The following is a 23,233-nucleotide window of genomic DNA, read 5'->3' as shown; positions in this document are numbered from 1 at the left end:
TCCACCTGTTAGACTTAATGATGGCTCGAAACATTTCCCATTCCTGCCTGCTGGTCCCATCTATATCTTAATAATCATCTTCCTTAAACCCAAAGTCCCGAAGATTGTTCATTTTGTTTCGCCAGTCTTTTTGCACTTTTACCCAAAGCTCAAGATAAACCTTTGAACCTAACAGATTCTCGATGTCTTCTCTTGCCCGCTGGCCAATTTCTTTTAACATGGCGCCTCTTTTGCCAATCACAATTCCTTTTTGAGAATCACGCTCTACGATGATTGTGGCCATTACATTAATAAGTTCTTTGCCCTCTTCTTTACTTATCTTTTCAATAGATACAGCGATGGAGTGCGGTACTTCTTCTCTTGTTAAATGTAATGCTTTTTCTCTAATCAGCTCAGAAATGATAAAGCGTTCCGGGTGATCAGTGATTTGGTCAGCAGGATAATACTGAGGACCTTCCGGCAAATGCCCCTGAATTTGTTCAAGAAGCGTTTCAACATTATTCCCTTCCAGCGCAGAAATGGGAACAACTTCTTTAAAGGTCTGACGGTTACGGTAATCATCGATTATTGGAAGAAGTTTATCCGGGTGTATCATATCTATTTTATTTAACACTAAAAATACTGGGGTTTTCACGTCTTTAAGCAAATCCATGATGAATTCATCACCGCGCCCTAACCCTTCATCGACATTTACCATGAACAAAATAAGGTCTACCTCACGAAAAGTGTTCGTAGCCATTTTTATCATAAAATCTCCAAGCTTATGCTTGGGTTTATGAATGCCAGGTGTATCAATAAAAATCATTTGACTTTCATTTGTGGTTAACACACCCTGAATTTTATTTCGCGTGGTTTGCGGCTTATCACTCATGATTGCTATTTTTTGTCCGATAACCCGATTTAAAAAGGTTGATTTTCCTACATTCGGACGTCCTACAATTGATATAAATCCTGATTTATGTTTATTTTGGTTCTGCATTCAAATCCTCCGGTAAAAAAGCGTCAGGAAGCAATTCTGCTACTGTTAATTCCTGAACATCTCCTTTTAAATTTGTTAAATAGACCATCATCGACTGATCACATAGCTCCGCGATTACCTGTCTGCATGCTCCGCACGGAGGTACAGGACGATTTGTATCAGCTACAACTGCAATCGCTTTAAACTTCGTATCACCTTCAGCATAGGCCTTAAACAACGCTGTTCTTTCTGCACAATTACACATGCTGTAAGCTGCGTTTTCAATATTGCATCCATGATGGACGCGTCCATCCTCTGTTAATAAAGCAGCCCCTACTTTAAATTTAGAATAAGGCACATACGCTTTTTCCCGAGCGATCTTCGCTTCTTCCATCAATTGTTCGATCTTCATTCTTCAGCTCTCCTTTAAACGGTTCCATACGACTGTTATTGATTGAAATACGGTAAACAATGACCTTATTCCAAGTACCTTTCATTGTACTACATATTTCATTTAAAAACGATTTCAATTATCTTAGGAAGGAAAATAAGCATTCCGATTACAGCTGCTCCGCACGCAAATAAAAAAACAGCAGCCGCAGAAGCATCCTTTGCTTTTTTTGCCAGCGGATGGCGGGACGCAGTTATCAGATCTACACTGCGTTCAATGGCCGTATTCATAACTTCAAGTGATAGGACAATAGCGATGACCATCAACAGAACGATCCATTCCATGATCGCCAGTTTGAAAAAGAACCCAAGCAAGATCATCAGTGCAGCCGTAAATGAATGTATTTTAAAATTCTGCTCGTTGATCCATACATCCTTGACTCCTTCCCAGGCGTATCGAAATGAGGCAGCAAGCTTACGCATATCCATTTTAAGACCTCTTCAGTCCAAAATCCTCTAAGATTGCATTTTGGCGTCCAAACATTACGGCTTCGTCCGCTTCTTTCATATGATCATACCCAAGCAAATGAAGAAACCCATGCAGCGCCAAAAAACCGAGTTCTCTTGAGAAAGAATGACCGTAGTCTTCCGCTTGTTCCTGCGCTACTTGAACAGAAATGATAATATCACCGAGCACTCTCGGCAGTTCCTCTCCTCCAATTATATTGATCTCACCCTCTCCACTTTCCTCCATGGCGAAGGAAATTACATCTGTCGGCTGATCTTTTTTTCGATAATCACGATTTATTTCCTGAATGCGTTCATTTGTTACAAACGTTATGGAGCATTCTCCATTTTGTATATCTTCTTTCTCAGCAGCAAATGTAAGCAGCTGATGAATCAGTTCTGTATCTTCTTGTTTAAGTACTGCTGTTTCATCTGAAAAATCAATTAATAAGGTCATGCCTGCTTCTTCCTTTCTCGCTCTATTTTTATTTCCGGATATTCAATACGGGAATGAAAAATTCCGTTTAATGTTTCGCTGAAAGACTGTTTAATGATTTCCAGCTCTTTTAAGGTTAAGTCGCATTCGTTCAGCTGGCCATCTTGCAAACGCCCCTGCACAATTGACTCAATCAGCTTTTTAATTTTTTCTGAAGTGGGATCTTTCATGGAACGGACAGCCGCTTCGACACTATCTGCAATTGAGATAACAGCAGATTCCCTCGTTTGCGGTTTAGGACCCGGGTAGCGATAATCCTCTTCCTGAACGTTAATTCCTTCTTCCTTCGCTTTAACGTAGAAAAACTTTAACAAAGTTGTTCCGTGATGCTGCTCTGCAATATCAATAAAGGGTTTTGGAAGCTTGTATTTTCTGAGCATTTCAGCTCCGTCCAAGGCATGGGAAATGATAATATTTCTTGAAGCCTCAGGACTCAGTCGGTCGTGCGGATTCTGGTTGTTAAACTGATTTTCGATAAAGTATTGAGGGCGTTTTGTTTTGCCAATATCATGATAATAACAGCCTACCCGTGCAAGCAGCCCATTAGCGCCAATCGCTTCACATGCCGATTCAGCAAGATTCGCCACCATCACACTATGATGATAGGTTCCCGGCGCTTCAGTAAGGATTTTCTTTAATAACGGATGGTTCGGATTTGAAAGTTCCACCAGCTTCATCGTTGATAAAATTCCGAATCCCGCTTCAAATAACGGCAGTAATCCGATTGTTAAAACGGAGGCCAAAATTCCGGACACAACCGCAAAAATAAGATAAATGGCCCAATCCATCAGGCTGTATTGAACATTTTGAATAAGAGCAATCGCTAACAGTACAATGATATTGCCAACTGATACAAACAAGCCTGCTCTAAGCAAATAGGTTCTGCGTTTAGTATGAGATAAAAACAATACCCCCGCCAGGCCGCTGAATAAAAAGTAGATGGCTATCTCAACATTGATGGATCCTGTTATATTATCATTAAAAACAATGCTGCCACATGCTGAGATTAAAATTGTTACCACTAAGGCCAGCCGGGTGTTGATCATGCTTCTGATCAGCATTGCAGCCATTGCCGCCGGAAACAAATAGCCGACTTTTATAATATCCAGTTCCCGAACGAGCTCCGTCACCTTCATTAAGCCAAGCGACAAAAGAAAAATCATGCTTACAATGGTTAAATAGTTTTGTTTCTTTTCTTCTTCAATATCCCATGACGAAAACTGAAAGTGCAAAACCAATATGATAAGAATTGAAAATAGAATTAAACCGGTAAATGGGGCAATTGTATCGTCATTTGTCGTAAGTCCCAGCGCTTCCAACTGACGAAAGATATCCCGGTCTATTAAATAACCCTCCTGCACAATCACTTGCCCTTCAAGAATTTGTACAGGTTCAACAGCTTCTCTGACCTGCTTTACCCTGGCATTGGTTTGATCAGCGTCAAAGATGTTATTTTCAACAACAGCAAAACGGCCTAGTTCGATGGATGCAAGTTTCAGGTTATCCTGGATGGAAAAACCCTGCAGCTGTTCTTCCATTTCATCCTTTTTCACTATTACATCGGCCTGCTTAATCGGTTCCGCCATGATTGATTCAATTTGATTAACGGTGATTCCTTTTGCTTTTTCAAGCTCTTCGTCACTTGATGATAAAAGTTTTTGAAAAACGGAATCGTCAATTGCCGTTGTTACGTTTTCAGAGACATCTTCTGATAACGCTTCCTTTAATTTCTCCAGTGTATTTTGGGTCACTACAACTTCTTCATTTGCTTCTTCAGGCTGACTTTCATCAGCGTTAAAATCCATGGCAAAATCAAAAATTGAAGCTACCAGCGAGGTCCGGTTGTCAAGGATTTCAGGACGGTAGGTATATACTTCAGCAACTTCAGCTGCCGCCCTTTCTTTTTCAATTTCAGTTCGCCTTTCATCAACAACGGTTTTAGGTGAACGAATGGTTTCTTCTGCTACAGAAAATAAACGAATATCGTATGTTTCAATCCGCACATGGCTGAACAATAGAATAAACGTTAATAAAGCTACCACACTGAGTAACAGCCAGGTAAATAATCGATAACTGAGCATTGTCCTCATGCGCCTGATCCAATATTCCATCTTTTCACTCCCCAGTAATAAAAAGGTCTCTGCTTAAAATTTGTTTGATGCTCATTCAGTATGTAGTTAGTAGTTCATTTTTAATTAACTTTATGCAGACTTTTTTTTAGTATAGCAGAAAATAGGAGGATAAAAATGAAAAGTCTGCCCCACACTGGAAAATGTGGGACAGACTATTGAATCAGTTTTTTTCTTTTTGATCGTAGGCACCAATTATTCTTCCAACAAGCGGATGTCTTACAACATCGGTTTGTTCCAAATAATTGAATCCAATGCCTGTAACATTTTTTAAAATGGATTGAGCAGCAACTAAACCTGACTCCACCCCTTTTGGCAGGTCGACTTGAGTCTGGTCTCCTGTAATCACCATTTTCGAACCAAAACCAAGCCTGGTTAAAAACATTTTCATTTGTGCACGTGTAGTATTTTGGGCTTCATCCAATATAACAAAAGCGTCATCCAGTGTGCGCCCTCTCATATAGGCCAGAGGTGCAATTTCTATGATTCCGCGCTCGATCAGGCGCTGGGTATGATCCGATCCTAAAACATCGTTAAGCGCATCATAAAGCGGTCTAAGATAAGGATCTACCTTTTCCTTTAAGTCTCCGGGCAGGAACCCAAGACTTTCTCCTGCTTCAACTGCCGGACGGGTTAAAATAATACGCTGTACCTTGTTGCTCTTTAGCGCCTGAACAGCCATTACTACAGCCAGATAGGTTTTACCAGTTCCAGCCGGTCCGATGCCGAAAACTAAATCATTTTTACGAATTTCGGTCACGTATTGCCGCTGACCCATTGTTTTAGCCCGTATCGGCTTACCTTTAGCACTTTTAGTTATTTCTTCATCATATAAATCATCAAAATATTCGATCGTTCCACGCAGTACCATTTGAACAGCATACATAACATCCCGCTGGCTGATTTGAACGCCCTTACGAATAACCTTGAGTAGTTGATTAAGTACAGTCTGCGCATGCTGGGTTTTTTCTGGTGTTCCTGTTATACGGATCGTTTCTCCTCGTGAGACGATTGTCACTTCGAGTTCGGTTTCGATTGTCTTTAAATGGGTATCGGATGTTCCAAATAACGATACTGCTTCATTCGGATCTTCTAATGGTAAATCAATGGTTGTACGTTCATCTGTCATTCGCGTGTCTCCTCGGTAAAAGGTTTAACTTCTGCAATATCTTCAATCGCTTGGAAATAGATTGTTAGCTTAACTTTACCATTGTCAATTTGCTGATGCAAAATTTTTTCATTCTCAATTTTCCCGGCACCGCCAATAAGGGCTGCCACCTCTTCTCTGGCCACTTTTTTTGCAATATCAATGGCTTCTGCCTGTTTAACCTTCACTACTGAGCGTTTGGTTTCAAAAAAGTGAGTCACTTGTTTTTTTACAGGTAAATCCTTGCCCAGCAACGTATATTCTTTCACGCTTTTCTGTTCAACAGACTCGGAAAATGGCTTTTTCCAGAAAAGCTGTGGTGTTTCCCATTGAAATATTTTAAATGATGTTTTTGTTTCTTCGTTTCCAGTCAGCGCTTCCCTCGTTAATTGCTGCGGGATGACTACATTTACTTCATACCAAGTCTCTGCCATGACGACGCCTTTTGAAGGAACGGCTTTTTTCTCTTCTTCCCGCCCGACAAGACCTGTAACAATAAGCTGGCCTTTTTTCACCACACTATTCACATTTTCAACTGCTTGTCCTGATTCAATCAGCATTGACTGAATGGTACCTTTTTTGGCAGCCACAATATGGGAAGGTGTTAATTTTTCATTTATATTTTTTCCTTGTTTCTGTTTTAAATGAACGATAAGCTTTGTTCCCTGCCATTCCATTCCAAGCCAGGATAGCTTGTCAATTTGATCGTATAACACGGGTGCTAATTTTTCTTCATTTGGAAGAAACGTCTTTAACCTACCTGGGGAAAATCCCTGTTCCTTTAAGGCCTGATTTACTTCGTACTGAATTTCAGGAGTTGCTCCCACGAGTTCAATTGACCATAAAAATTTAGAACTGCCTATGACTAAAACAATCGCTATTATCATCCATAGGATAAATGAACGAAGCTTAAACCAGTTTTCAATTTCATAAACCAGTCCTTCACCGCGTTTTAGATGTATTTTACACCCGGTCTTAAATACTGCCTTTCGCAATGAGGAAAGAGACTGGTGGTCAATATAGAATTCAATTTCATCCTCTCCTGTAGACCTTATATTATGTAGGGAAACGGATTGCTGATGAAGCCGCTGCAGTACAGCCGGATATGCTTTTCCTTTTAACGTAACAGCTACTGTTCCTGGTAACATAGGTTTCATTCTTTTTCTCCACCTTGCTGCCGTTTATATTCTACCTGGTCGATTTCCCCTTTTATAACCATTTCTTCGGCGTCCATGGACTGAATTTGAAGAGCGTTCCCGGTAATGATGATCCTTCCGTCGAATACCTTTATGCTTATGATTTCTTTTTCCACTCGAATTAAGCCTTTATGATTTTCGATGTGCAGAAGAAAGGAACCAATCCATGTCGTTCTTGGTAGATCCAACAAAAGATCTTCAGGTAGTTTTAACGTACTGCCGATCATTTGTTTCGTCCGCGTAAGCCAGCTAGACATAAAAAAGCCCCCCTCTCATTTCATCTATATGAAACGGGAAGGGGGTTCATAACTATTTTAACGTGTCATTCTTGTAGAATGACGTTGTTTTGATCTTGGAGAGCCCAGAATTTCAGCCATGACAATTCCGTTAACGAGATCCTTTTCAGTCAGTCCTTTTTTTATTGGCAGCTCTTCAACCTTAGGAGCGCCGGCAGCAGATTTATTTCTTTGCGAAACCGGGCGATTGGATGAGGCTCTTCCGGCTGACTGTGTCAGGTCAATATCTGCAGTGGGCACATCTGCATTTTCAACACGCGGCAGTCTTTGTGGCTTTGACCGTTCAACCTCAACTTTCTGCCGGTCATATTCCTGTTTTAACTCTTTTGCTCTGCTGTCAAATGCATCGCGTGCATTTTTCACTCTATCCCGCTTGCTTGGCGGCTGAGTGTTTGCAGACTGAGAAGGAGCATGCTGCTTTGAGTTTTGAGCAGATTTTTGTGCGGTCTGCTCTTCGCTTTTTTTCTTTTGGTTTCCAATAAAGCTCACAATACCCGCTAATATTGCCATGATAATTAGTTCCATGGAGGGATCCTCCCTTCAGGATCAAATGGTCCGTATCGTTAAATCAATTATTTTTCTTTTTTGTCACCAGAAATTTTTCCAATCGAGTCACGCATTTCAGTATCCGCATCAATGTTTTTAATATTCATGTAGTCCATGACGCCGATGTTGCCTTCACGAAGCGCTTCTGCCATTGCAAGAGGTACCTCTGCTTCTGCTTCCACTACCTTCGCTCTCATTTCCTCTACGCGTGCTCTCATTTCCTGTTCTTGCGCTACAGCCATTGCGCGACGCTCTTCAGCTTTCGCTTGTGCAATGTTTTTATCTGCTTCAGCTTGCTCTGTTTGAAGTTCTGCTCCGATGTTTTTGCCTACATCAACGTCGGCGATATCAATCGATAGGATTTCAAAAGCAGTACCTGAATCAAGTCCTTTACCCAATACGGTTTGAGAAATCAAATCTGGATTTTCCAGCACTTTTTTATGGTCTTCACTTGAACCGATCGTACTAACAATTCCCTCTCCGACACGCGCTACAATTGTTTCTTCACCGGCACCACCAACAAGACGCTCAATGTTAGCACGAACAGTGATACGGGCTTTTGCTTTAACTTCGATTCCATTCATTGCTACACCGGCGATAAAAGGAGTCTCAATTACTTTAGGGTTTACACTCATTTGTACAGCCTGTAATACGTCACGTCCTGCAAGATCAATTGCAGCACAACGTTCAAAGGCAAGCTCAATATTTGCACGTTGTGCTGCAATTAGAGCATTTACTACCCGGTCTACATTACCGCCTGCAAGATAATGACTCTCAAGCTGGTTAATGGTAACACCTACACCTGCTTTTGACGCTTTGATCATTGGGTTAATAACCCGGTTTGGAATTACTCTTCTTAAACGCATCCCGATCAGTGTAAAGATACTTACTCTAACGCCTGCCGCCAATGCTGAAATCCACAGCGTGACCGGCACGAATGTAAAGATTACGCTTAATAAGATAATGGCTGCAACGATAATAACAATCAATGTAATAGCTTCTGTTCCCATTATTTACCCACTCCTTTAGTCTATTTCCCGAACAACAATCCGAGAGCCTTCCACCTTTACTACCTTGACTTGTTTTTCTTTGTCAATGTAGCCTCCTTCAGTAACCGCGTCAATTCGTTCGTCTTCTATCACAATTGTTCCAGATGGACGAAGCGGGGTTCTCGTCAAGCCGGTTTTACCGATAAGCTCATGCCGGTTAACATTGGACACGTACCCACTTTCAGTGCTCGTTGAATCATTCAATATGATCCGTTTTAACAAATCCAGATTTTTACCGAGAAATTTCACCATAATCACCATCCCGATTACCGCTACGAGCAAAGCAATGGACAGGGCTATGCCCATATATGCAATGCTGTTGCCCGACAGCAAAATACTTGCAACAACCGCAGCCAAACCCAGAATACCGAGTATGCCTCCAGGCACAAAAAATTCGGCAATGATCAATGCAATACCAATTAAAAAGAGGAGCAGCACTTCCAAGCCTGCCAATCCAGCGATTAAATGGCCAAAAAAGAACATCATCATTGCGATTAATCCCATTATACCTGCTATACCAAAGCCCGGGGAAAAAAGTTCAATGATAAACCCTAAGCTTGCAATAGAAAGCAGCAGCGGCACAATCATCGGGCTTGTTATAAAGCGGGCAATATTTTCAGTAAAACTTGGTTCAACCGATCGAATCTCAGCATCTTCCAGCCCTATATTGGCCAACACTTCCTCTAAATCAGCAACCGTTCCCTCTGAATAACCCACCTCTTCAGCCTGCGTTTGTGTGAGGGTCAATAATTGGCCCTCCGGTGCATTCACCTCCGGGAGATCTATGCTGGTCTCAACCATTGCCTGCGCATAAATCGGATCGCGGCCAGATGTTTCCGCAGCATTTGTCATCGTCGCATACCAGGAGCTTCTTGCTTTTTCATTCGCCATATTGCCGGCTGAATCTATAATGGCAGCTGCTCCCATCTTGCTGCTTTCAGCCATATAAATCTCGTCTGCATTTAGTGCAATAAATGCTCCGGCCGAGAGTGCATTGGGATTAACAAACGCTACTGTATTTAATTCAGTGCCACTTACTGTCTCTGCAATTTCCTCAGCGGCATTTACAGCTCCTCCCGGAGTATTGATATCAAAAATAATTGCATCCGCTTCGGCTTTCTCTGCTTCGGTAATTGCTCGTTCAAGAAAGGAGGCAAGCCCTCGCTCCACTTCTTTTTCCAGCGGGACAACGTACACAATTTCACCTGATGCTTTAACCGGCTGAATTGCTAATACCAAGGAGAAAAGAACAACAGCAACTGAAAAAATTGCCGTCCACTTGCGACTCATTTAAATCCCCCTTTCTTGAGTTTTATTTCCCAGTACCTTATTTACGCATGAGTTGCAAAAAAGTTTCAATAAATAATGTTTTTAATATAAAAAAAAACTGACCCCCTTACATTGTGTACTTACAGTCGGAAAATAATCAAGCCGTGATGAAAAATCATCACGGCTCGTTTATCAATCGACTGATAACACATGAAAGTGATCAGCTAGTTTTATGATAAGTGCTTCATGACAAGAGCGTTAACTCTCCCGCCATCTGCTTTGCCTTTAACTTTAGGCATAATGGCACTCATAACTTTACCCATGTCAGCCTTTGTGGAAGCGTTGGTTTCATTAATTGTTTGAACAACAATGGAATCAAGCTCCTCATCAGATAACTGGCGAGGCATATAGGTTTCGATTAGCGCAATTTCGGATTCAAGTTTATCAGCCAGATCATCTCGACCTGCATTTTTAAACTCTTGATATGAGTCTTTCCGTTGCTTTAATTCACGAGAAAGTACAGTTAAAGATTCATCATCTGTTAATTCTTGTCTGCCGAGTTTGTAGCCCTCGTTTTGCAGAGCAGATTTAACCATCCGGATAACCGAAAGACTATCTTTTTCTTTGTTTTTCATCGCTATTTTCATATCTTGGTTAAGACGCTCAAGAAGACTCAATTCAGGCACCCTCAATTCTTAAAGTTAGAACTTACGCTTTCTTGCTGCTTCAGACTTTTTCTTACGCTTCACGCTTGGCTTCTCATAGAATTCACGCTTTCTGAACTCTTGTAAAGTACCAGCCTTTGATGTAGTCTTTTTGAAGCGGCGAAGAGCATCTTCAAGTGATTCGTTTTTACGAACAACCGTTCTTGACATCTCTCTTTCCCTCCCTCCGAACACACTACACTTACAAGTTCAAGCAAAGAGAACAACATAAGTCATCCTTCATTGCATGCAGTAAGATAGGGATACTTACTGGCATTCACGGGGGAAACCCCATGTACTTATCTAGTATAATATATCGACCTGTGTCGGTCAACTATATTTAACATAAAAGAACACTGGTTTAAACTGAACTGTTTCAAGGACTGGATAAAACATTGGAATCGCTCTTAAGCACTGCGCAGCACTTTTGCTGGAATGATATTAGCTTCTTCACCAAATGATCCGAATTAGTAATCGCTGTCCGCAACAAGGCCTTGAAGAATTTTTACTCCAGAGCTTGCACCGATGCGGGTTGCTCCTGCTTCGATCATGTTGTTTGCATCCTCTGTAGAACGGACACCCCCTGATGCTTTCACGCCAATTTCAGGACCGACAGTCTCTCTCATCAAACGGATATCTTCAACCGTTGCTCCGCCTGTTGAAAATCCAGTTGATGTTTTTACATAATCAGCGCCCGCTGCTACTGCAAGCTCACACGCGCGTACTTTTTCTTCATTTGTTAATAATGAAGTTTCAATGATTACCTTAGTCAGCGCTTTTCCCGATGCTGCAGCAGTTACTGCCTGAATATCCTGCTGAACAGCATCAAACTGACCACTTTTTAAAGCGCCGATATTGATGACCATATCCACTTCCGTTGCTCCATCTTCAATAGCTTTTTTTGTTTCAAAAGCCTTTGTTTCCGTTGTGGATGCTCCTAGTGGAAAGCCGATTACTGTGCAGACTTTCACATCCGTTTCATGCAGTAAATCACTTGAAAGCTTTACCCATGCAGGATTTACACAGACTGACATGAAGCCATTCTCACTTGCTTCCTGGCACAGCTCTGCAATTTGATTTTTTGTTGCTTCTGGTTTTAGCAGTGTATGATCAATCATTTTTGCTATATTTACAGTCATAATCATTCTCCTTTAGTTAGATGTACGTACCTATTATACCACGATATGAAACATTAAGCTATGTGATTGACTGCGTTTTCACGCAAAGAAAAACACCGACTATTCATTCAATTCCAACGTTTTGAAACGAACAAATAACCCGGTGCTTTTTATGTCTATGAAATAAGTTCAGATGGCTCCAGCACTCGAACAAATTCTCCTCGATTAATTGGATAACCAGCTTCAGTCAGTTTTACTTTAATAAGCTTTCCAATCATGTCTTCACTAGCTGGAAAAACAACTTTCAAATAATTGTCCGTGTAGCCCACATATAATTTGCCGGATGAATCTTCTTTGTATCTTTCTTCCGGTATTACTTCCAGCACTTCGTTTTCAAATAGCGAAGCATACTCTTTTGCCAATTGATCTGATAGCGCAATCAGTCGATGGACACGGTCATTCTTAACCTCTTCATCGATTTGATCGTCCATTCTCGCAGCGGGAGTTCCTGTACGCTTAGAATACGGAAATACATGAAGCTCAGAAAACTTCTGATCCTTAATGAATTGGAAGGTTTCCAAAAATTCCTCTTCGGTTTCGCCGGGAAACCCTACAATGACATCAGAAGTAACTGCTAAACCGGGCAATGCCTTCTTAAGTTTTTCAAGGCGTTCTGCAAAAAATTCCATTGTATATTTACGGCGCATACGTTTTAGCACCGTGTTGGATCCTGACTGCAAAGGGATATGGAGATGACGGACGACCATTTTGGAACGGTCAATAACATCGATTACCTCGTCAGTCAGCTGGCTTGCTTCAATGGAAGATATGCGGATTCTTTTAAGCCCTTTTACTTCGCGTTCAAGATCAGTCAAGAGCATTGCCAGGTTATAATCTTTCATGTCCTCCCCGTAACCGCCGGTATGGATACCGGTAAGAACAATTTCCTTGTAGCCTGCGTCCACCAGCTGCTGGGCCTGGTGAAGCACATCTTTTGGATCCCTTGAACGCATTAGTCCGCGTGCCCATGGGATGATGCAAAATGTACAGAAATTATTACAGCCCTCCTGAATTTTCAAAGAGGCCCGTGTTCTGTCTGTAAAAGCCGGTACATCCAATTCTTCATAAACACGATTCTTCATGATATTGGTTACGCCGTTAATTGGCTGTCTTTCAATTTTGTACTGTTCAATATAATCCAGCATTTTAGTGCGATCCTGTGTACCCACTACTACATCAACACCTGGGATAGCCATAATTTCAGCTGGAGAAGTCTGAGCATAACACCCTGTCACACAAATGACAGCCTCCGGATTTTTACGGATTGCACGGCGAATGACTTGCCGGCTTTTTTTATCTCCTGTGTTGGTTACTGTACATGTATTAATGACATACACATCAGAAGAGTGGTCATATTCTACTCTTTCATAGCCATTGGATTTAAACAGCTGCCAAATCGCTTCTGTTTCATAGTGGTTGACCTTGCACCCAAGTGTATGAAATGCGACTGTTGCCATTTTCTTCACCTCATTAGTTCAAAATGATAGGAGATTGCTGCCAGCGCATAAAGCGGTGCAGTCTCCGTTCTTAGTATTCGCGGTCCGAAGCCGCAGCTAAACGCACCGGCTTCTTCTAGTTGTGTAACCTCTCGTTCAGAAAGTCCGCCTTCAGGTCCTACAACGACAAGAATCGACTGGCCGGCTGATGCATTTTCAAGAGCTTTTGAAAATAATGAGCGCTCTCCATTTTTCGCCTGTTCTTCAAATGCAACTACGACTGTGTCAAATGATTTTGATGCTGTTACCAGTTCCTTAAAAGATATGGGAGCTGAGATAGCCGGCAAATGATGCCGGTGCGATTGTTCTGCCGCTTCTTTGGCAATTTTGCTCCATCTGTCTACTTTTTTGGCCCCTTTTTTTGCATCCCATTTTACAATTGATCGTTCAGCAGTAAACGGGAGAAAAGAAAAAGCGCCCAGCTCTGTTGATTTTTGAATGACAAGTTCAAGCTTGTCCCCTTTTGGCAAACCTTGAGCAATGGTCACCTGTACAGGGAGTTCCGGAGAATTTACAATTAAATGGTCGATTGCACAAAAAACATTATCATCTGTTATTTGATTAATATGGCATACAGCACTCGTTTCATCGCTAAAGACAGCTATAAGTTGATCATTTACCTGCATTCTCATAACCCGGATAATATGATGGGCATCTTCGCCATTCATGATAAATTGGTTTGATTCATCTGGAAGCCCATCGTAAAAGTAGCGCTGCATGGCTATTCGCCTGCCTGAGCTTCCAGCGGTTTTTTAGCGATTATTGCTACCCAGTCTTCCATCGTTACGACTTCTTCAATCTCAAAACCTGACGAAATGAGCCCTTCTTTAACAAGCTGTTTTTTTTGCTGGATAATGCCTGAAGTAATAAAGGTTCCTCCCGGTTTGACCAGCTTGTAAGCATCATCTACAAATAACATAATAACTTCAGCCAGAATATTAGCTACAATAACTTCTGCCTGCTCAGTTTGTTCATTTAACAGATTGCCCTGCTGAACAGAAACCTGGTTTGAAACACCATTTAATTCAATATTTTGACGGGCTGCTGTCACAGCCACATCATCAAGATCCAAAGCCCGAATTTGACCCGCTTTAAGTAATGCAGAAGCAATACTTAACACACCTGAACCTGTTCCTACATCAATTACCCGGTCGCCTTCTTTTACTGTCCGCTCTAATGCCTGAATACACATAACAGTTGTAGGGTGTGTGCCTGTTCCAAAGGCCATCCCCGGGTCCAGTTCGATAATAAGCTCATCGCTGGAGACAGGGGTATAGTCCTCCCAAGTCGGAACAATGGTAAAAGTCGAAGAGATTTTTACCGGGTTATAATATTTTTTCCAGGCTGTGGCCCATTCCTCTTCATTTACCTCGCTTATTTCCACTTTGTTTTTCCCAATATCGATATCAAAGGTCACAAGATTCGAAATCGCTTGTTTAATCCCGTCAACTGTTTCCCCTAAGAAACTATTTACAGAAATGTATGCTTTTACAATAACACCGGTATCAGGGTAATCATCAGGATCGAGTTGGTAGATTTCCCCGAACTTATCAATACGTTCCTTGGTAAGCTCTTTAGGGTCTTCGATAACAACACCACTGGCTCCTGCTTCATGCAATATATTTGAAATCGGCTCAATCGCCTCGTTTGTTGTATGAATGCTAATCTCCGACCATTTCATTCCACCAACTCCATTCCTCATTTACTCACCCTTAAATGCGCGTTTCACTTTATCAAAAAAACCATCATGCTGCTCATCCGGCACATCACCGCTTATATCAGCAAATTCTCGTAAAATTTCTTTTTGTTTTTCAGTAAGTTTCTTCGGTGTAATTACTTTAACACGGATATTCTGATCACCTGTACCATAACCATGTACATTCTTAACACCTTTTCCTTTAAGTCTGAAAGCTGTTCCGGATTGAGTGCCTGCTGGCAGCTTCCATTTTACTTTTCCATGAATAGTCGGCACTTCAAGTTCATCCCCAAGAGCAGCCTGAGCAAAGGTAATTGGCATATCCAGGAAGATATCATCTCCGTCACGCTCAAATATTTCATGTGCTCTTACTCTGAATACCACATAAAGATCGCCATGAGGTCCGCCGTTTACGCCTGGTTCTCCTTGCCCGCCTACACGCATTTGCTGACCGTCATCCACTCCGGCAGGGATTTTAACATGAATTTTTTTGCGTTTTTTCACTTTGCCTGCTCCGCTGCATGTTGTGCATTTATCTTTAACAATTTTCCCGGAACCTTCACAGTAATGACAGACTCTGCGATTCACAATACGGCCAAATGGAGTTTGCTGTTCCACATTAACCTGTCCTGCTCCCTTACAGTGGTGACATGTTTCCGGCTTGGTACCTGGTTTAGCACCGCTGCCGTCACATGTTTCACATGTTTCTTCACGCGGTATCTCAATCTCGGTTTCTTTCCCAAATACCGCTTCATTAAATGTAATCGTCATTGTATACTGCAAGTCATTCCCTTGACGCGGGGCGTTTGGATCACGGCGTCTTCCGCCTCCTCCGCCACCGAAGAAGGAACTGAATATATCTTCAAAGCCGCCGAAGCCATCAAATCCTGCTCCTCCGCCACCAAATCCCTGATTTGGATCAGCATGGCCAAATTGATCATAATGAGCACGTTTTTGTTCGTCACTTAATGTTTCATAAGCATCTTTTATCTCTTTAAATTTATCTCCTGCATCCTCGTCTTTATTGATGTCCGGATGATATTTTTTTGACAGGCGTCGATACGCTTTTTTTATTTCTTCTTTTGAAGCACCTTCTGACACTCCTAGAACTTCATAAAAATCTCTTTTACTCATTTTATACACTCCCGGTCCTTTTACATGAAGGTTATTTTATCACTACCACAGTCTCATGTACAATGACTAATCATCAAAAGGAAATAATCTGAAAAATCCAACATTGTTATTTCCTCAGCACACATTCTTATCGTTCAGTCAAATCTTTTTTGAAAACAGCATCTCAGTCTCAAAGCATGCATGATTATCTTTTTAAATAAAACTGTTTATTTATATTATCCAGAGAACACTTTTTTTGCTCCACAGAGAAAAAGCCAAAGTCATGGCTATCGTGACTTTGACTTTTCTCAAGACATTTTGGTTACTTATTTCTTTTCGTCATCTACCTCTTCAAAGTCTGCATCGACAACGTCATCATCTTTAGATCCGGCATCGCCAGCAGCTCCTTGTTCAGCTTCAGCTTTTTTTGCAGCTTCTTCATACATTTTCATCGTTAATGCCTGAATGATTTCCTGAAGAGCATCTTTCTTAGTCTTGATTTCTTCAAGTTCATTTTTTTCAATCGCTTCTTTCAACTCATCACGAGCTGCTTCTGCTTTATTCTTTTCTTCTTCATCAACATTTTCACCAAGGTCTTTAAGCGTTTTATCCGTTTGGAAAACAAGCTGGTCAGCTTCATTGCGGATTTCAACTTCTTCTTTACGCGCTTTATCCGCTTCAGCATTTTCTTCAGCTTCCTGAACCATACGTTCGATTTCATCATCAGATAAACCAGTTGAAGATTTGATCGTAATTTGCTGTTCTTTACCTGTGCCAAGATCCTTCGCGCTTACATTAACAATACCGTTTTTATCGATGTCAAACGTAACTTCGATTTGCGGTACGCCTCGCGGTGCCGGCGGGATATCACCCAGTTGGAAGCGGCCAAGCGTTTTATTATCAGAAGCCATTGGACGTTCACCTTGCAGCACGTGAATATCTACTGCATTTTGATTGTCAGCAGCCGTTGAGAACGTTTGAGATTTTGATGTTGGGATTGTTGTATTGCGCTCAATTAGCTTAGTTGATACGCCGCCCATCGTTTCGATACCAAGTGATAATGGTGTTACGTCAAGAAGAACTACATCTTTAACGTCACCTGTAAGAACTCCACCTTGGATCGCAGCTCCCATTGCTACTACTTCATCAGGGTTAACGCCTTGTGACGGTTCTTTTCCTGTTTCTTTGCGAATTGCTTCCTGTACTGCCGGGATACGCGTTGAACCGCCCACAAGAATTACTTTATCAATTTCAGATGCAGAAAGACCGGCATCTTTAATCGCCTGACGAGTTGGTCCCATTGTACGTTCTACAAGACTTGAAGAAAGCTCATCGAACTTGGCGCGAGATAGAGTAAGCTCTAAATGCAGTGGTCCTGCTTCTCCAGCAGTGATAAATGGCAATGAAATTTGTGTAGATGAAACACCTGACAAATCTTTTTTCGCTTTTTCTGCTGCATCTTTTAAGCGCTGCAACGCCATTTTGTCTTTTGAAAGATCAATGCCATTGTCTTTTTTAAACTCTGCAACAAGATGATTGATGATAACCTGGTCAAAGTCATCTCCGCCCAGTCTGTTATCGCCAGCCGTCGAGCGCACTTCAAATACGCCGTCGCCAAGCTCAAGAATCGATACATCAAACGTACCGCCGCCAAGGTCATATACTAAGATCGTTTGATCCTGATCCATTTTATCTAAGCCGTAAGCTAATGCTGCTGCAGTAGGCTCATTAATAATGCGTTCTACTTCAAGACCAGCAATTTTACCAGCATCTTTTGTTGCTTGACGTTCTGCATCATTGAAATAGGCAGGAACTGTAACAACAGCTTTCGTCACTTCTTCACCAAGATAGCTTTCTGCATATGATTTCATGTATTGAAGAATCATTGCTGAAATTTCCTGAGGAGAATATTTTTTGCCATCAACTTCTACTGTATGATTGGTGCCCATATGTCTTTTAATAGACATGATCGTGTTAGGGTTCGTGATCGCTTGACGTTTCGCCACTTCCCCAACTTGTTTTTCACCGTTTTTAAATGCTACTACAGAAGGAGATGTACGATTGCCTTCCGGGTTAGCAATTACTTTTGGTTCTCCGCCTTCTAATACAGAAACACAAGAGTTCGTTGTACCTAAATCAATACCAATAATTTTACTCATGTTAAAATTACCTCCTATTTATGAATATGTAACGAAATTATTCGTTTACTTTTACCATGGATGGACGGATAACGCGATCTTTCAAGCGGTATCCCTTTTGGAATTCCTCTACTACAGTATTGGAATCAACACCTTCTTCAGAAACCTGCATGACAGCTTGATGAAGATGCGGATCAAATTGCTGGCCAACTGACTCAATCACTTCAAGGCCTTCAGCTTTTAATGCATCCAGCAAGCTTGTATGAACCATTTGCATTCCTTTAAGAAAAGATCCATTTTGGTCATCTGATACCTCTATATTAAGCGCTCGCTCGAAATTATCCAGTGCAGGCAAGATGTTCGTGATCAGGCTTTGAGCACGGTACTTTTCTTTCGCTTCACCTTCTTTTTGAATTCGGCGGCGATAATTATCAAAATCAGCGCGAAGACGCAAATAACGGTTTTCAGCTTCTTCAGCTTTTGCTTCCCATTCTTTTTCAGCAGTTACCTCATTACCCTGACCTTCTTCGGCTTGAGATGCTTCTGCAGCTTCTGCTTGAACAGTTTCTGTTTCTTTTTCAGCTGTGCTTTTATCAACATTTTCTTGTTCTTTCGTTGTTTCTTTCTCTGACATTTGTTTCACCTCCTTGAAATAATCAAAAAAACAGTATACCAGCAACCCAAGTGCCTTTTCCCCCATTTAGTATGTTCAAAACATCGCATGAACATTATTCCTCTGATTCTTCATACAGGCTTGATAACGCTTTTGATAAATCAGTGCTAATAACATTCAGTAAACTGATCACACGCGAATATTCCATTCTGGTCGGGCCTAATATAGCAAGAGAACCCCGCTGCCCGCTGGCAACAGGAAAAGTTGCTGTAATTAAACTGCAATTTTCCATTGCAATATTATCATTTTCTTTGCCGATTTTCACCTGTATGCCTACCCCTTCGCTCGGGCGGATCAGCTTATAAAGATTTTCTTCCCGTTCAATCATGTCCATTAATAAACGGAGTTTTTCAATATCACTGAATTCAGGCTGATTCAACATGTTCATCTTTCCACCAAAAAACAGCTTGTCATGTATTGGAACGTTCATGATTTCAGCAAATGCCTGCAGCATCAGATCATAATTTGCGATCCGGCGTTTTAGCAGGTTAGCCATTTCCTGATACAGGCGGTCATGAAGATCCATAAGCGGTGTTCCAACCAGCCGGTCATTTAATACCCGCACCATTTTTTCAATTTCATCTGCATTCATCCCGTTAGGAAGAGAGAAACGCCTGTTTTCAACATGGCCGGTATCTGTGACAATAATGGCAATGGCTGTCCCCTCTGACAGCGGGACGATTTGGACCTTCTTCACCCTGTTTTCCTGAAGGTTAGGGCCCAGTACAATCGATGTATAATTAGTCAATTCCGATAAGATTTTCGCAGAGCGCTGCACAATATTTTCCATCTCAAAAATTCTTTCTGCAAAAATCGAATGAATTTGTGAAATATCCTGCTGCTGCAGTGCCTGTGGAGAAAGCAAGTGATCTACATAAAAACGATATCCCTTCTCAGAAGGAACACGGCCGGAGGAGGTATGAGTTTTTTCAATAAAACCCATCTCTTCCAAGTCAGACATTTCATTTCTGACTGTAGCCGAACTATATTGAATTTCACTTTTCTTTGAAAGACTTCTCGATCCTACAGGCTGAGCAGAACGAATAAAGTCATCAATGATTACTTGCAAGATAAGTAATTGTCGATCAGTTAACACGCTCATCACCCCTGTTAGCACTCTGTAAGCTTGAGTGCTAAATCTAACATTAACTTATCAAATCAGCGTATTCCTGTCAATCAGTTAGATCACACCAATAAATGATTGAAAAACTTCATTCCCTAAAAACCGGCCTTGATGGGTCAGGCGTAGGGAATCTCTATCCTGCTCCAGCAGCTTTCTTTCCTTCATTTCTTCAATTGAATCCTTAAATAGATCAAGCGGGTCCACTTGATACTTTTGGCGGAAGTGACTGATCGATACTCCTTCGGTCTTTCTAAGCCCGAGAAACATTTCTTCTTCCATCATTTCGTTTTTTAAAACAGTGTGCTCATGCATTGTTGGTTTAACACCTTTTTCAATGGGCTCCATGTATTTTGACACCACGCCTATATTGGAATATCGTACTCCATCTATATAGCCGTGGGCTCCGGCACCAAACCCAAAGTATTCCGCATTATCCCAATACACAAGATTGTGCCTGCTTTCAAATCCAGACTTGGCAAAATTACTGATTTCATACTGTGCCAAACCATGCTCAGCCATTTTTTTCATAAGCAATTCATACATTTGCGCTTCCGTTTCTTCACCAGGCAGCGGCAGTTTTCCTTTTCTCATTAAATTATAAAATACGGTTTTAGGTTCAACGATAAGGGAGTAGCCCGAATAATGGGGAAGACCCAGCGCAAGCGCTTTATCAATCGTTTCTTCAAAATCCTTCAATGTTTGAGTTGGTAAGGAGTAGATTAAATCGATGCTTATGTTTTCAAATCCCGCAGTCCTGGCATCCTGAATGGATCGATACACGTCTTCAGAACGGTGATTTCGACCAATCTTGTGCAGAAGCTCATCATTAAAGGACTGGACGCCAAAGCTTAAGCGGTTTACTCCGTATTTGCGAAGAACGTCTATTTTGTCCTTGGACAAGTCGCCCGGATTCGCTTCAAAGGTATATTCCATTGTGTCGCTAAATGGCAAATATTCAGCGATCCCCGAACATAGCTGCTCCAGCTGTTGAGCGTCAAGCGCAGTAGGAGTTCCTCCACCGACAAAAATACTTGTAAACGGTTTTTGAACAGCCGTGACACGCTGCTTTATTTCCTGAATTAACTTTTCGATGTATAAATCAACCGGCTGATTCTTCATAAATACTTTATTGAAATCACAGTAATGGCAGATATGATGGCAAAAAGGAATATGAATATAAGCTGCAGTTGTCATGGTTCCACCTCTTTTCATGCAAAAAGGGGATGAGTATCGCTTCTGCAAGAAGCACTCTCCCCGTTTTTACCTTATTTTATCCATTTTACTTTTCTGAATCATCCATTTGCAGTACCGCCATAAAAGCTTCCTGCGGCACTTCTACTGATCCTACCATTTTCATGCGTTTTTTACCCGCTTTTTGTTTTTCGAGTAGTTTTCGTTTACGAGAAATATCTCCTCCGTAACACTTCGCCAAAACATTTTTGCGCATTGCTTTTATCGTGGATCTGGCAACTATTTTCTGTCCTACTGCTGCTTGAATAGGCACTTCAAACTGCTGTCTGGGAATCAAGTCCTTAAGCTTCTCAACAATCAGCTTGCCTCGTTCATAAGCAAATTCATTATGAACAATAAAACTTAACGCATCCACCTTTTCAGCATTAAGAAGAATATCCATTTTTACCAGTTTCGATTCACGGTAACCGATCAATTCGTAGTCAAATGATGCATATCCTTTTGTACCTGATTTCAACTGGTCGAAGAAATCATAGACGATTTCTGCCAGCGGTATTTCATATACTACATTAACGCGTGAATCATCCATGTACTGCATATCGATGAAATTGCCGCGCTTTGCCTGTGAAAGTTCCATAACAGCACCAACATAATCGTTTGGCACCATTATTGTTGCTTTTACATAGGGCTCTTCTACATGATTTATCGATTGTGCATCAGGCATCATAGAAGGATTATCGACCATCATTTGTGTGCCGTCTGCGAGATGCACATCGTAAATAACACTTGGTGCAGTAGTAATCAAATCAATTTTAAATTCCCGCTCAATTCTCTCTTGAATGATTTCCATATGGAGAAGTCCAAGGAATCCGCAGCGGAACCCAAAACCAAGCGCTTGAGAGGTCTCCGGCTCAAATTGAAGGGCTGAGTCGTTTAATTCAAGTTTTTCCAACGCTTCCCTTAAATCCACATAACGGGCAGTATCGATTGGATATAATCCGCAATAAACCATTGGATTCAATTTACGATATCCGGGCAGTGCTTCTTCTGTTGGGTTGACAGCACTAGTAATGGTATCCCCTACACGTGTGTCTCCGACATTTTTTATAGCCGCTGTTAGATACCCAACATCTCCGACGGTCAACTCTTCCTGGGACGTTGCCTTCGGTGTAAACACACCGATGTCATTTACTTCAAATTCTTTCCCTGTTGCCATCATCCGGATCTTATCTCCAGGCTTCACTTTACCTTCAACAATTCGAATATAGGCAACTACACCGCGGTACGGATCGTACAAGGAATCAAATATCAATGCTTTAAGCGGAGCTTCAGGATCGCCAACGGGAGCTGGCACCTTTTCTACTATCTGCTCAAGGATTTCTTCTATGCCGATTCCAGCTTTCGCCGAAGCAAGAACTGCCTCTGAGGCATCCAGTCCAATCACATCTTCAACCTCCTGCCTGACACGTTCCGGATCAGCAGCTGGAAGGTCAATTTTGTTAATAACCGGCAATATTTCAAGGTCATTATCTAAAGCCAAATAAACATTGGCCAAGGTTTGCGCTTCAATTCCTTGTGCTGCATCAACAACAAGAATGGCTCCCTCACAAGCAGCCAGGCTTCTTGATACTTCATAGGTGAAATCGACATGACCTGGTGTATCAATCAAATGAAAAGTATATTCTTCTCCATTTTTCGCCTGGTACTTAAGCTGTACCGCATTTAGTTTAATGGTGATGCCCCGCTCACGCTCAAGGTCCATCGAGTCTAATAGCTGAGCTTTCATTTCTCTGGATGTTAACGCTTTTGTTTTTTCAAGAATCCGGTCAGCTAATGTTGATTTCCCATGGTCAATATGGGCAATAATAGAAAAATTCCGGATGTTTTTTTGTCTGTTTGATCGTTGCTCTTGATTCATTCCATGTCCACTCCTGTTTT

The 23,233-nt window shown here is 41.5% G+C and carries 23 protein-coding genes; all 23 read right to left on the bottom strand.

Annotated features, from left to right (window positions below):
- Positions 1–67: 67 nt before the first annotated feature.
- Positions 68–979, bottom strand: coding sequence for a GTPase Era (gene era, locus E2R51_RS01985; protein ID WP_133375350.1), 912 nt, complete (start codon positions 977–979; stop codon positions 68–70).
- Entirely contained in the window at positions 963–1,370 is a 408-nt protein-coding gene (locus E2R51_RS01980; protein ID WP_133375349.1) for a cytidine deaminase, read from the bottom strand. Before E2R51_RS01980 ends, era begins: the two co-directional genes overlap by 17 nt.
- A gap of 98 nt (positions 1,371–1,468) precedes the next feature.
- On the bottom strand, positions 1,469–1,837 hold the full coding sequence (locus tag E2R51_RS01975) for a diacylglycerol kinase family protein (protein ID WP_240732940.1): 369 nt from the start codon (positions 1,835–1,837) through the stop codon (positions 1,469–1,471).
- A gap of 1 nt (position 1,838) precedes the next feature.
- Positions 1,839–2,312 (bottom strand): rRNA maturation RNase YbeY, encoded by a 474-nt coding sequence (gene ybeY / locus E2R51_RS01970; RefSeq protein ID WP_133375348.1) that lies wholly within the window; start codon positions 2,310–2,312, stop codon positions 1,839–1,841.
- Positions 2,309–4,462, bottom strand: a complete 2,154-nt coding sequence (locus E2R51_RS01965; RefSeq protein WP_133375347.1) for an HD family phosphohydrolase — start codon at positions 4,460–4,462, stop codon at positions 2,309–2,311. The genes ybeY and E2R51_RS01965 overlap by 4 nt, the downstream gene beginning before the upstream one ends.
- A 181-nt stretch (positions 4,463–4,643) precedes the next feature.
- Positions 4,644–5,609: a PhoH family protein gene (locus E2R51_RS01960; RefSeq protein WP_133375346.1), complete on the bottom strand. Its 966-nt coding sequence runs from the start codon at positions 5,607–5,609 to the stop codon at positions 4,644–4,646.
- A complete protein-coding gene (locus E2R51_RS01955) occupies positions 5,606–6,784 on the bottom strand; it encodes a sporulation protein YqfD (RefSeq protein ID WP_133375345.1) in 1,179 nt (392 codons plus the stop codon). Before E2R51_RS01955 ends, E2R51_RS01960 begins: the two co-directional genes overlap by 4 nt.
- Positions 6,781–7,080: a sporulation protein YqfC gene (yqfC, locus tag E2R51_RS01950; protein ID WP_133375344.1), complete on the bottom strand. Its 300-nt coding sequence runs from the start codon at positions 7,078–7,080 to the stop codon at positions 6,781–6,783. The genes E2R51_RS01955 and yqfC overlap by 4 nt, the downstream gene beginning before the upstream one ends.
- Before the next feature lie 57 nt (positions 7,081–7,137).
- Positions 7,138–7,644, bottom strand: a complete 507-nt coding sequence (locus E2R51_RS01945) for a hypothetical protein (protein ID WP_133375343.1) — start codon at positions 7,642–7,644, stop codon at positions 7,138–7,140.
- A gap of 47 nt (positions 7,645–7,691) precedes the next feature.
- Complete coding sequence (floA, locus tag E2R51_RS01940; protein WP_133375342.1) at positions 7,692–8,675, bottom strand: flotillin-like protein FloA; 984 nt, start codon at positions 8,673–8,675, stop codon at positions 7,692–7,694.
- Between the two features lie 15 nt (positions 8,676–8,690).
- Positions 8,691–10,004, bottom strand: a complete 1,314-nt coding sequence (locus tag E2R51_RS01935) for an NfeD family protein (RefSeq protein ID WP_133375341.1) — start codon at positions 10,002–10,004, stop codon at positions 8,691–8,693.
- 209 nt (positions 10,005–10,213) lie between these two features.
- Positions 10,214–10,660, bottom strand: a complete 447-nt coding sequence (locus E2R51_RS01930; RefSeq protein ID WP_133375340.1) for a GatB/YqeY domain-containing protein — start codon at positions 10,658–10,660, stop codon at positions 10,214–10,216.
- A gap of 24 nt (positions 10,661–10,684) precedes the next feature.
- Positions 10,685–10,858 carry a 30S ribosomal protein S21 gene (gene rpsU / locus E2R51_RS01925; RefSeq protein WP_041059446.1) on the bottom strand — a complete coding sequence of 58 codons (174 nt, stop codon included), beginning with the start codon at positions 10,856–10,858 and terminating at the stop codon, positions 10,685–10,687.
- Between the two features lie 296 nt (positions 10,859–11,154).
- The gene (deoC, locus tag E2R51_RS01920; protein ID WP_133375339.1) at positions 11,155–11,826 is read right to left on the bottom strand and encodes a deoxyribose-phosphate aldolase; all 672 of its coding nucleotides are present in this window, start codon (positions 11,824–11,826) and stop codon (positions 11,155–11,157) included.
- Positions 11,827–11,981: 155 nt separating this feature from the next.
- Positions 11,982–13,322 (bottom strand): tRNA (N(6)-L-threonylcarbamoyladenosine(37)-C(2))-methylthiotransferase MtaB, encoded by a 1,341-nt coding sequence (gene mtaB / locus E2R51_RS01915; protein ID WP_133375338.1) that lies wholly within the window; start codon positions 13,320–13,322, stop codon positions 11,982–11,984.
- A 5-nt stretch (positions 13,323–13,327) separates the two neighbouring features.
- On the bottom strand, positions 13,328–14,080 hold the full coding sequence (locus E2R51_RS01910) for a 16S rRNA (uracil(1498)-N(3))-methyltransferase (protein ID WP_133375337.1): 753 nt from the start codon (positions 14,078–14,080) through the stop codon (positions 13,328–13,330).
- 2 nt (positions 14,081–14,082) lie between these two features.
- Positions 14,083–15,042 (bottom strand): 50S ribosomal protein L11 methyltransferase, encoded by a 960-nt coding sequence (gene prmA, locus E2R51_RS01905; protein ID WP_133375336.1) that lies wholly within the window; start codon positions 15,040–15,042, stop codon positions 14,083–14,085.
- Positions 15,043–15,063: 21 nt separating this feature from the next.
- The gene (gene dnaJ / locus E2R51_RS01900; protein WP_133375335.1) at positions 15,064–16,191 is read right to left on the bottom strand and encodes a molecular chaperone DnaJ; all 1,128 of its coding nucleotides are present in this window, start codon (positions 16,189–16,191) and stop codon (positions 15,064–15,066) included.
- 305 nt (positions 16,192–16,496) lie between these two features.
- Complete coding sequence (gene dnaK, locus E2R51_RS01895; protein WP_133375334.1) at positions 16,497–18,329, bottom strand: molecular chaperone DnaK; 1,833 nt, start codon at positions 18,327–18,329, stop codon at positions 16,497–16,499.
- 37 nt (positions 18,330–18,366) lie between these two features.
- Positions 18,367–18,942, bottom strand: coding sequence for a nucleotide exchange factor GrpE (gene grpE, locus E2R51_RS01890; protein ID WP_133375333.1), 576 nt, complete (start codon positions 18,940–18,942; stop codon positions 18,367–18,369).
- A gap of 94 nt (positions 18,943–19,036) precedes the next feature.
- Positions 19,037–20,077, bottom strand: coding sequence for a heat-inducible transcriptional repressor HrcA (hrcA, locus tag E2R51_RS01885; protein WP_133375332.1), 1,041 nt, complete (start codon positions 20,075–20,077; stop codon positions 19,037–19,039).
- 84 nt (positions 20,078–20,161) lie between these two features.
- Entirely contained in the window at positions 20,162–21,298 is a 1,137-nt protein-coding gene (hemW, locus tag E2R51_RS01880; RefSeq protein ID WP_133375331.1) for a radical SAM family heme chaperone HemW, read from the bottom strand.
- Positions 21,299–21,383: 85 nt separating this feature from the next.
- Entirely contained in the window at positions 21,384–23,213 is a 1,830-nt protein-coding gene (gene lepA / locus E2R51_RS01875) for a translation elongation factor 4 (RefSeq protein ID WP_133375330.1), read from the bottom strand.
- Between the last annotated feature and the right edge of the window lie 20 nt (positions 23,214–23,233).

The organism is Jeotgalibacillus sp. S-D1 (genome assembly GCF_004358665.1).
Lineage (GTDB): Bacteria > Bacillota > Bacilli > Bacillales > Jeotgalibacillaceae > Jeotgalibacillus.
Note: the sequence above shows the minus strand (reverse complement) of the source record. Positions and strands in the feature narration are given on the sequence as shown.